This is a genomic window from Streptomyces sp. NPDC048473, from assembly GCF_043200155.1.
In the GTDB taxonomy this organism is placed as follows: Bacteria; Actinomycetota; Actinomycetes; order Streptomycetales; family Streptomycetaceae; genus Streptomyces.
Window position 1 is genome coordinate 18,530 of the sequence record NZ_JBICXE010000063.1, and the last position, 10,166, is coordinate 28,695.

8 protein-coding genes and 2 pseudogenes are annotated in these 10,166 nt (G+C 68.2%); 4 read left to right on the forward strand and 6 right to left on the reverse strand.

Annotated elements, in window-relative coordinates:
- Positions 1–318 precede the first annotated feature (318 nt).
- Positions 319–1,233, reverse strand: a pseudogene (locus tag ACGFU7_RS43000) (transposase); the annotation flags it as partial.
- A 772-nt stretch (positions 1,234–2,005) separates the two neighbouring features.
- Here ACGFU7_RS43000 and ACGFU7_RS43005 point away from each other — a divergent pair.
- Positions 2,006–3,649, forward strand: coding sequence for an IS4 family transposase (locus ACGFU7_RS43005; protein WP_393703745.1), 1,644 nt, complete (start codon positions 2,006–2,008; stop codon positions 3,647–3,649).
- A gap of 300 nt (positions 3,650–3,949) precedes the next feature.
- Here ACGFU7_RS43005 and ACGFU7_RS43010 read toward each other — a convergent pair whose 3' ends face one another.
- The gene (locus ACGFU7_RS43010; RefSeq protein WP_393703747.1) at positions 3,950–4,564 is read right to left on the reverse strand and encodes a TetR/AcrR family transcriptional regulator; all 615 of its coding nucleotides are present in this window, start codon (positions 4,562–4,564) and stop codon (positions 3,950–3,952) included.
- The gene (locus ACGFU7_RS43015; RefSeq protein WP_393703749.1) at positions 4,561–5,658 is read right to left on the reverse strand and encodes a saccharopine dehydrogenase; all 1,098 of its coding nucleotides are present in this window, start codon (positions 5,656–5,658) and stop codon (positions 4,561–4,563) included. Before ACGFU7_RS43015 ends, ACGFU7_RS43010 begins: the two co-directional genes overlap by 4 nt.
- A gap of 463 nt (positions 5,659–6,121) precedes the next feature.
- Here ACGFU7_RS43015 and ACGFU7_RS43020 point away from each other — a divergent pair.
- The 3 genes and pseudogenes from ACGFU7_RS43020 to ACGFU7_RS43030 all read left to right on the forward strand — a co-directional run.
- Positions 6,122–6,437: pseudogene (locus ACGFU7_RS43020) on the forward strand (EamA family transporter); the annotation flags it as partial.
- A 386-nt stretch (positions 6,438–6,823) separates the two neighbouring features.
- Entirely contained in the window at positions 6,824–7,192 is a 369-nt protein-coding gene (locus ACGFU7_RS43025; protein WP_393703750.1) for a hypothetical protein, read from the forward strand.
- Complete coding sequence (locus ACGFU7_RS43030; protein ID WP_393703752.1) at positions 7,189–8,073, forward strand: aminoglycoside phosphotransferase family protein; 885 nt, start codon at positions 7,189–7,191, stop codon at positions 8,071–8,073. The genes ACGFU7_RS43025 and ACGFU7_RS43030 overlap by 4 nt, the downstream gene beginning before the upstream one ends.
- Positions 8,074–8,094: 21 nt before the next feature.
- Here the strand turns inward: ACGFU7_RS43030 and ACGFU7_RS43035 are convergent, their stop codons facing one another.
- From ACGFU7_RS43035 to ACGFU7_RS43045, 3 genes are read right to left on the reverse strand one after another with little or no spacing between them, the layout of a single operon-like run.
- Complete coding sequence (locus ACGFU7_RS43035) at positions 8,095–8,472, reverse strand: toxin Doc (protein ID WP_393703753.1); 378 nt, start codon at positions 8,470–8,472, stop codon at positions 8,095–8,097.
- Between the two features lie 2 nt (positions 8,473–8,474).
- Positions 8,475–8,720, reverse strand: coding sequence for an antitoxin MazE7 (locus ACGFU7_RS43040; RefSeq protein ID WP_393703755.1), 246 nt, complete (start codon positions 8,718–8,720; stop codon positions 8,475–8,477).
- A 58-nt stretch (positions 8,721–8,778) separates the two neighbouring features.
- Complete coding sequence (locus ACGFU7_RS43045) at positions 8,779–10,017, reverse strand: hypothetical protein (protein ID WP_393703757.1); 1,239 nt, start codon at positions 10,015–10,017, stop codon at positions 8,779–8,781.
- Positions 10,018–10,166 lie beyond the last annotated feature (149 nt).

Below are 10,166 nucleotides of genomic sequence, written 5' to 3' on the forward strand. Positions count from 1 at the left end.
TGCGAATGTCCCAGCCTGACCGCGGGCACTGCCCGCATTCGATCTCACACCGGTTCCACCTCGGCGGCGGGCAGGCACGCCCAGTCCCTCGCATAAATGGTCATTATCTTGAGCCGCCGAGATGGTCAGGGCTGTGACCTGGGTGTCCTCGTCGCGGACAACGTCCGCAACGAGGACCGGCGGAGTGGACGGCCCTTGGATCAGCAGGGGCCGATCGTTACCGAAGAGCGGCGCGTGGGAACGGGTTCCGGTGCTGGATCATCAAGATTGTGAAGTCCAGCCGTGCGGAGGTGAACCGCCCCGGGTTTGATGGAGATCATCAAGACCCGGAAGGGTGCCGAGCTGGGCGGTCCAGGCGGAGCGGTGGGTCTGCCTTGGATGGAGGCGGTTCCAGGCCCGGGCGGTGGCGGTGCCGTAGAGACGGGTCTGGGTCACTGTTGCCGCGTCGGGTGTGCCCCAGGTGGCCGGGTCACCGAAGACGAACTCGCCGCCGTGGCGGGGCGGACGGCCCCGGGTGCCGGGCTCTCGGGACGGTGCTGCCCGGCGCAGGACGCGGTCCGAGCGCATCCGGCCCAGCACCTGCACCGGCAGATCCTTCAGCAGGAAGGCCAGACGGGGCACGTCGTAGCCGACGTCCACCACGATCAGGATGTCCGGGTCGCCGTCCTTCCACTGCCCGGCCGTGATCAGCCGCTCGACCAGTTCACGCATCTGCCCGGCGGTGACGGTGGCGGCATCGTCGCCCGGCTCCAGACGCAGTACGTCCAGCGGTGCGGTCCAGGAAGTGCGTCCCGTCTCGAGCGCGCAGATCACTGAATAGGGCCAGCCGGGAACGGGAATGTGCTGGTCCTTGCCCCGCCCGTAGGTGTGGCACAGGATCCGCTGCGGTGAGGTGTGGGCGCTGGGCCGCAGCCAGCAGGTGAGGTCGGCGGCCAGGACCAGCCGGCCGTCCGCCGCCCGGGGCAGCGGCACCGTGGCCAGGGCTCGTCTCAGCCGGGCGACATCGACCCGGCCCGCGGCCAGGGCGTCGTAGAGCCCGCCGTGCCCGCGCCGGTGTTCGCCGACCAGCGACAATTCGACCAGCGACCGGACCGGACCGTCTGCACACAGCACCGCGTCCGCGAGTTCGAACAATGCGTCCGCACGTCTGGTCAGACAGGAGTAGAGCTCACCCCGGAAGTGTGACAGTTCCGCAAACGGATCCTGCCGGACGACGTGATGCAGCAGACTCATCCCCACGGCCTTCGTGCTGGGCGTTGTGTGTTCCTTGGTCGGATCACATGCTCAGTCGAAGGCCGCCTGCATGTACGGCAGTTACCACTCCGAGTGATCAAGTACGAGGAGTCGTTCGACCCTCGAGGTTAAAGATCAAGTTAGGCTTGAGGCGAAGGAAAACGCCACGCGAACTGAGCTCCTCTACCTCCTGTCCGTGCTGCGCCCACCAGGCAAGCCAATCCTCCGGTGCTGTTCGTCCCTCAGCCAAGGCTCGGAACTCGGTGACATAGCGGCCCAGCGATCGATCTTGCTCGACCATCACTCTCTCCTTGATCGCGTGGCCCGGAGGCAGAGACTCTGCGAACACCGTCATACTCCCAGCGCTGTTCCATCCGTATCGGGGCGGGTCCAATCCGCGGCCTCTACGCGGACTGCGGAGACCGTGCAGAGTGTGCCCATGACAGGTGAGGTGGCAACAATCGTCGCTGCCGCGATAGCGGCAATAGGCGCGCTCGTCGGAGTGTCCAGCGGCATCATCGTTGGCCGGCGTCAAGTCGTGGATCAGGCGTTCGTGGTGATGAAGCACTACCCGCCGAGGTTAAGGCCATGTCTGTTCTCAGATCCTCAAGATCTACTGTCTCGAGTGTCCACGATCAAGGGTTAACCCCCAAGGCCGGGTAGTTAACGTTTTCGCAGGTCACGCAAGCCAGTTGAAGGATTTCCGACGCAGAACAACGGAGCTCGTTGGTACAGGCAGTCGACCAAGACAGCTTGTCCCGAAGGAGCTCCGTTGCCCCGCCATTGTGTCCTGCCGTCTGCCCTGACGGCCATCACCCGAACGGTCACCGTGGCAGCGGGCCGGTTCGCGCCCGGCCATCTGGGGGAGCTGACCGCCGTCGTGCCATTCGAGCTCGTGGACGCGGTCCTTGCGGAGACTCGGACGGTGCAGCGGAGGCTGCGTGATCTTCCGTCGCGGGTCGGGGTCTACTTCCTGCTCGCGATGTGCCTGTTCCCCGAGGTCGGCTACCGGCTCGTCTGGGCCAAGCTGACCGCCGGCCTGTCCGGGATGCCGGTGGTCTGTCCATCGGCGAAAGCGTTGCGTGACCTGCGCCGGAGACTCGGTAGCGCGCCGGTGCGGGCGTTGTTCGAGGTGCTGGCCGGGCCACTGGCCCAGCCGACGACCCCAGGGGTGCGTTTCGGTCCGTACCGGACGGTGTCGTTCGACGGCTGCAGTTCGCTGAGGGTTCCCGATTCGGAGCGGAACCGGGCCTGGCTAGGCAGGACTTCCCATCATGGCTACCCGACGCTGGAGTTGATGACGCTGATCGAGACCGGCACCCGGGCCCTGGTCGGCGCGGTGTTCGGCCCCACCGCCGAGGGCGAGACAAGCTACGCCGGCCGACTGCTGCATCTGCTGCGGCCGCACATGCTGGTGCTGTGGGACAAGGGAATCGACAGCAACGCCTTCCTCGCGAAGGTGACCGAGACCGGCGCCCAGGTCCTGGGCCGGCTCCGCAGCAACCGGCGCACGCCGGTTCTCACCCGCCTCGCCGATGGCTCCTACCTGTCGGTGATCGGCACCGTGAAAGTACGGGTCATCGACGCTCAGATCGCCGTGACCTGCGCGGACGGCACGACCTTTACCGGGTCCTACCGATTGGTCACGACCTTGACCGACGCCCGCCGCTACCCCGCCACTGCGCTGGTGGGCCTCTATCACCAGCGGTGGGAACACGAATCCGCGTACTACGCGCTCCGCCACACGATCATGAACGGGCGCAACTTGCGCTCGGGTAACCCGACAGGCATCGAGCAGGAGATGTGGTCCCTGCTCACGCTCTACCAGGCCCTGCGCACGGTGATGGTCGACGCCGCCGAGTCCCTCCCCGGCACCGACCCGGACCGCTGCTCTTTCAGCATCGCGCTCCACACCGCCCGGGACCAAGTGATCCAGGCCACCGGCATCGTCACCGCGGACGCCGATCGAGACGCTCTCCTCGGGACGATCGGCCGCCAGATCCTCACTGGCCTGCTCCCTCCCCGGCGGCAACGGCTCAGCACCCGCGAGGTCAAATCGCCGATGTCCCGATACAGCGAGCGCCACGCCGACGGCCGGCCCGACACCAGCCGAACCGTCACCCACCTCGACGTCACCATCCTCGAACCCGTGGATCAGTCACCCGTGCCGCCCACAGCCTCCCGGGACGACCGGCACGCCGCCCCCGCCGCACGGCGCCGACACCGCATCCTGGCCCTGCTCCAGGAAGAACCCACGCGCCTGTGGCAGCCCCGTGAAATCGCCGACCGCTTCGGTGACGTCACCCTGGAGACCATGTACAGACAACTGACCCGGTGGGCCGTCAGCGGCCTCATCCACAAACTCGGCCCCGGCCTCTACGCCGCAACACCATGGTCCCCAGGCCCTCTTGCATGACCTGCGAAAACGTTAACTACCCGGCCTTGGGTTAACCCCCGGGCAAGGCCTGTCTCTCACCTCCGCTCGACGGACGTCGCCCCAGGGACTTGGACTGCTCGGACACCAGGACACTGCCGAGGCGGTGAGACCTGGCTCGCTTCCCGCGCCCTTCTGCCGGCTGCACGCGTCAGCGCGATCGAGCCGTACGTGACCCTACTGGGCACACGGCGAAGTGGTACCGGCACGAACATTCACCCGGTCCGTGAAGGCGGTCGGGCCATCCCACGCCAGTACCACTCCGCTCTTCCACCGGCGCCGTCAGCCGAGCAGAGCAGTGGCCGTGGTGATGAGTTCCGCGTCGGCGGCCTCGGTGCGGTGGGCGGTGATGCCGGAACGGAAGAGCGCCGCTCCTTCGATCAGCACGGTGAAAACGCTTGCCCGTGCCTGGCAAACGGTGTCGAGGAGAGCGGGGTTGCGGGCACGGAGAAACCTGGCCACATGGTCCTGGTAATCGCCGTAGAAGGTGCGCAGGACCGCCGCGACGGCTTCGTCACGGCCCGCCAGTGCCCACAACTCGGCGTAGACCCGTACTAGTTGCGGATCATCATGCTCGGCCAGAAGCTGACAGACCAGCCCCTCCGCATCCGGCGGAGTGTGCGTGGCGGCGTCGGCGAACAACGGGCCCAGCCTGTCGAGCGAACGGTCCAGGGTGCGACGCAGGACGGCAGCGATCAACTCCGTGCGGGAGGGGAAGTAGTACTGCACGTGCCCCAGACGCGCTTGTGCCGCGACCGCCACCGCCCGCATGGTCAGCTCACCGTACCCGGACTCAAAGAGGATCTTCTCGGCGGCGTCCAGGATCACAGCACGCCGCTGGGCGCCCTTGCTCGTGGTTGCGGTGCGCTTCTCCTGCCCTGGGGACCGATCGCTCATGCCGCCCTGTCCTCGGCGTGTTCGTCGCGCACAGCCCTGTGCACAACCAGGTCGACGCCCTGCGCAGCGAAGTCCGACGGCACGCTCTGCGGGCTCGGGAGCTGTTCGGGGAAGACCACACCACTCGGTGCGGGGGCGCCGTCATCGCCGCGTACCCGGCGCAGCCCCATCAGGGCGCCCAGGGCGGTCAGATGGGCCTGCCCGGCCGGATCGGTCACGGTCGCGGAGAGGATGTCGCTCCCGCGGGTGACGTCGATGCGGAGCTGAGCCGTGCCTCCCTCGCCGGGTGCGTACAACAATCCGCGGCGCGCACCGGTGAAGCACTCGCCGCGGCCCCAGCGGAAGAACCCGAGCCGCTTGGCGGCCAGCAGGGCCGCCGTGGACGCGGACGAGCTGAAGCCGATCCGGGTGGTTGCAGTCTTGGCCGCGAGGGTGAGGGGGAGAGTGAACTGCTCGGGGGTGTCGATCCTGGCGACCCGGGTGAGCGTCTCCCCGATGCGTACGCGGCTGGCGTCGCTCAGCGGCATGACGGTGTGCCGCTGCCCGTCCTGCACCACCTCGTAGTCCAGTCCGAGGCGGTCCATGAATTCCACCGAGTCCGCGCCCGCCCGGTCGCTGAGGTCCCAGCGGATCGCCACGTCGACCGTGTCCACGCCGCCGAGCCGGTCGCTGAGATAGGCGGCGACAAGGCTGGTCACACCTCCCATCCACGCGGAGGACAGCAGTACCGGTGCGGTCGGGCCTGCCAGTGCCGCGACGGTGGCCGCGCGCTGCAACCGCGCGGTCCAGCGGGTGACGTCCACGAACGGCACTCCGCCGCTGATCGCGGCGCGCAGCACCCGGTCGTCCGGATCGTTGACCACCGTGACAACCGCGCTGACCCCCGCCCGGAACGGTGCCGGGTCCGTTAGGTCCCAGGTGCGTAGCTCCGCGCCCGTCTCGTCCGCCAGTCGCTGTCCGCGCTGCACGGTGCGCCCCGTCAGTACCAGCGGCCACGACGGGGCCGCCATCCGTGCCAGCTCCGCGCCGACCGTGCCGTATCCGCCGACCAGGAGCACAGGTCCGTCGGCGTCAAAAACGAGTTCGTCATTCATGACACCAAATATAGGTCAAGGGACCAAAAACAGCCAGGATGGAGAGATGTCACCATCCGTAATCGGTCAATCACGTTCGGCCACGCGCACATGCCACGGCTTGCGTCGGCCCCCTTGGTTGCCTCGGGTGCTCCCGGAGGGAACGGCACCTTTGACGAATGACACCGCTCCTGGACCATTTGAAGGCCTTGTGCCCGTACGCCGCGTTGCCATCGGTCTCCGTGCTGGTGGTCGCGCTCATTCCGCTCTCCTTCATGGCGTTCTCCGCGATACACAGATCCCGGCCATGACACTGTCCCGGCTTACGCGGCCGCTCAACCGACGGCGGCCACCCCCGACTGACGGCCACCGCGCTTCAGACGGTGGGCTCCAAGGGCTACGACGGGCTCGTCATGACCCTCGTCACCGCATGACCGGCCCGCACCAGGCTGCCATCGAGCCTGCGCCACCCGAGTGTCTGCCGTACCTGCCGGTCGGCGCGCCGGCGCTGTGGCACCGGCCGCCCACACCCGTCGCCCCGTCCGGCGCCCTGACCGCCGGGGGTGCTCTCCTCCGCTGTTCCGTTCCTGGCCGACCTGCTCGCGCCGCGACGCGTTCCCACCCGCTTCTTCGGGCTTTTCATGAGCGTCAACCCGGTACTGGCAGCCCTGGTCGGGACAGTGGTACTACGCCAGCCTCGACCACGGGCCGCGCGCTGGTGGGCAGGGAGCTGTATCTGCCCAAGTCCTGGACGAACGCCCCGGACCGCCGCCGCGCCGCCAGCGTGCAACCTCCGCTGAGTAGGCCCGGAGCGCGGTGCCGGGATTGCTCCCGGTCCGTTTCTCCGGACCTCTCGCCGAACCCGCCGTGCGCCTCTCAGCGCAACGAGCTCTCCACGGTTTCTGCCGTCAGGCGGGGTTCGCAGGCTGCCATGGGCTGGGGATCGTGCTGGCCCGGTATCGGTAACGGCCGCGGGGGAATTACGGATGGTCGTCGTTGATGAGGCTCGCTGAAGTCCCCACTCTTTGTTCTGGGGGTTCCCTGAGTTACTTGCTCGGGTTCTGCACCTGAGAACGCCGACCGGAGCGGAAACTCCTGGCTCGCCTTGACCAGTCCCCGCTTGCAAGGCGGTTGGGCGTGATCGGCTCTCTTGACCCGGGCCTGCCCTTCGGAAGACCCGCCGTGGATGGCCTACTACGATGCGGCACAGCACAACGGAGACACCGCCCACGCCCTGTTTGATCTGGCCATCCTCTCCGGGCAGGACCCGGGCAGAGCGGCCCGTCGCTTCGACACTGCGGTGAAGGGACACTCGGATTCCTTCAAGCGGTCCCGCGCGATCTCCCGCACCAAGCTGGCTGCCCTGGTCATGGCCAAGGGCGATCCGCGGCAGGCGGCAGCGATCGGGCATGACGCCCTGGACGAGGTCGGCCGGCTCACCTCCCGTCGAGCAGCTGACGACCTGCGGCAGCTCGGGCACTTCGCAGCCAAGCACCAGAAGGTCCAGGAAGCCGCGGGCTTGCGCGAACGGATCGCCGCTACGGTCTCGGCATGACAACTTCGGCAGCCGCACCCGCCCGCCATGCCCTGGAACAGGCCTGCTCCACAGTCGGCTTGGACCCTGCTGGGGCAGAGGCCGTACGCCTGGCCGAGAACCAGATATGGCGGCTCCCCGGAGGGGTGATCGTGCGGATCGCACGGCCGGGCCAGAGCGCGACGGCGGAGCGCGAAGTACGCGTCGCACGCTGGCTCGCGCAGAAGGACATCCCAGCCGTGCGTCTAATCGACGTGGACCAGCCAGTGAAAGCAGGCGGCCGGCCCGTGACGTTCTGGAAGGAACTCCCACCCCACGAGCACGGCACGCCCCGAGACCTCGCCCGGCTGCTCCTGCAGCTGCACGCACTGCCCAAGCCGGACATTGAGCTGGGGTACCTCGATCCCTTCGTCAGGATCGCCGAGCGGCTGGACGCGGCCACCACGATCCCTGACGACGACAGGACGTGGCTCCGCGGGCTCCACTCGGACCTCGCGGCGGCATGGGCCGAACGGCCGACCGGGCTTCGGGACCGAGCCGTGCACGGGGACGCCTGGCCCGGCAATCTTGTCCGCACGAGCAGCGGTCCACTGATGATGGACCTGGAGCGGTTCTCCGTCGGGCCGCCGGAATGGGACCTCGTGTCGACCGCGGTGCGAAGGACGACGACCGGAGCGGTCACCGTCCCGGAATACGGCGAGTTCTGTGCGACGTACGGTCTCGACGTTACGGAGTGGGCCGGATACCCGATCCTGGCGGGCGCTCGCGAGCTGCGGATGGCGACCTACGCCGCGCAGCATGCGGCAAGCAATGCCGACTGGATCGGACAGGCCCAGCACCGAGTCGACTGCCTGCGCGGTCGCTGCGGACCGCGCCCATGGAACTGGAAAGGGATCATGTAGCCGTCGCGGGCCGACGGACTATCACGGTGCTCGCCAGGACCTCAGACGATCGGCGATGTCGAAGGTGTCGAGCCGCAGAGCCTTGATGTCCTCGATCAGTTGGACCCACTGGGCTTGGCTCGCATTGGCGGTCTTGCCGGAGGCCTCGATGTACGCCACGGCGACCGCGTACCCGTACAGCTCGTTCCGGGCGGGCAGCGGCCGCGTCAGCACAATCGTGTCGAGCAGGGCCGCGGCTCGCCAGTAGGCATCGGGGTCGGTCATGTCCAGGTGGGGCGTGTTGACGCGATGCCGGGCGACGGCCGCGACCAGCCCTGAGTAGTCGCGGACCTGCAGGTGTTTACCGAGCACGCGCTCTTGCCGGTCGAGGAGCCACCGGACGTCGATGAGCAGTTCCAAGGTCAGGCCGCCTGACCACTGGCGGGCGCGTCGGGGAGGCCGCCGAAAGCTGTGTCGAAGGCGTCGACGAAGCCCGGACGGCCGAGCGCGGCGTCGAACGAGGCGGTCGCTCGACCGAGCAGCGCCTGGTGCTCCTCCTGGTGGGATAGGTCGTCGAGGTAGGCGGCGAGGCTCATGCCGCGGGCCTTGGCGAGAGCCGCGAGGCGGTCCCTCGTGTCCGTGGTGATTCGTACGCTGGTGTCAGCCATGCCGTCAGTATGCACCTGTGTATGCGTCTACGCATACACCCCGCCTTGACCTGCATCTTTACGGCTTGGCAGTGTCCTCCTTGAACCTGCCGAAGAGCGGAACGGCGTCCAGTGGATCGGTCTCGGTGGCGTCGACGGTGTCGTCCGGCCGGTTGTAGCGGGAGTCGGGCAGCGGAGATTTCTCGCCCCAGTCGCCTGCCTCGCGCCGGTCGGCGAGGGGCACCTTGGCGCGCTTCATGTCGGTGTTCGGGCCGGCGCGCAGGGAGTGGCTCGTCACCTTCAGGCCGTTGATGTAGGTCACCCCGGCGGCGGCCGCGCGCTTCTTCACGATCTCGTTGATCGCCCTGCCGGACAGGTGCAGGCCGCGCACCGTGGCGTTGTCGCGGCCCTTCAGGTTGCCGGTCGTCGACAGGGCGCGGAAGAGCGGAAGGGTCGGGTTGTCGGCGCCGAGCTCGCGCAGGTTGCCGAGCCAGGCCCGTACGCGACGGACGATCTGCAGGTCGGCCCGGTCGCGGATGAACCGCCACCTGCCCTCACCATCGCGGCGGGTCTTGGACTTCGCGGTGTAGGCCCACACGCCGTCGTCAGTGACGCGGAGGTTCTTCACGAGAAGGTCGGCGACCTCGATACCGCGGGACAGCTTGCCGTAGGTGACGGCCAGGAGGGCTGCGTCCCGGCGGCCGATCCGCGTGCTCTCGTCGATCTTGTCGAGTACCTGGACCAGATAGAAGAGGGTGAGGCCCGCGGCCTGGTCCCGCTCCCCGCCGGCCGGGATGTACTCCTCCAGGCGGTAGTCCTCGATCATCTGCCGGACGAGGGAGCCGTCGGGCCGCTCGCCCGCGGGGTACCAGGTGACAATGCGGGAGAGGTAGGCGAGCAGGCTGTCCGGGCTGTACTGGCTCCCGTCCTTCTTGCCGCTCTCCATCAAGTGGTCGAAGTAGGCGACGACGTTCGCCGTGGTGGTGGCCGGCCGGGCGATCCGACCCTCCTTGACGCACCACTCCTCGAAGCGGTCCCGTGTGGTGTCGCGGTTGACGCGGGTGTTCCGCGTGCCGCGCTCCTCGGCCCGGCGCTTGGCCGACGGGGGGACGGTGAAGTCCCGCCCGGTGAAGGCTGGTTGCTCGTCGACGCGCGGCGGCAGCTCCCCTTCGACGAGCAGCGTGTCCCGGGTGATGCGGTACGCGGGAACAGCCCCGGCGACGACGGCGGGCAGCAGCCGGATCGGCGCGTCGTCGTCGACCAGCTCGGCGTCAACGAACTCGTCGCCCTCGGTCGCTTCGGTTGCTGGAGCGGTCACTCGGCGGCCTCCGGCGGTGGGTTCGTGGCTGGCGGGATGAGCCGGAGGGGGACACCCAGGGGCATTGCGTGATTGGGATTGGTCCGGTTCGCCGGTCTCGTGAGTGACGTGGCGTCATGTCCGTTGTGCGGTAAGGGGCCTGGGAGAGC

Bases quoted from the DNA above. Each gene is read 5' to 3' on its own strand.
- ACGFU7_RS43010 (WP_393703747.1), bottom strand. From the start codon at position 4,564: ATGAGCGATCGGTCCCCAGGGCAGGAGAAGCGCACCGCAACCACGAGC.
- ACGFU7_RS43015 (WP_393703749.1), bottom strand. From the start codon at position 5,658: ATGAATGACGAACTCGTTTTTGACGCCGACGGACCTGTGCTCCTGGTC.
- ACGFU7_RS43025 (WP_393703750.1), top strand. From the start codon at position 6,824: ATGGCCTACTACGATGCGGCACAGCACAACGGAGACACCGCCCACGCC.
- ACGFU7_RS43030 (WP_393703752.1), top strand. From the start codon at position 7,189: ATGACAACTTCGGCAGCCGCACCCGCCCGCCATGCCCTGGAACAGGCC.
- ACGFU7_RS43040 (WP_393703755.1), bottom strand. From the start codon at position 8,720: ATGGCTGACACCAGCGTACGAATCACCACGGACACGAGGGACCGCCTC.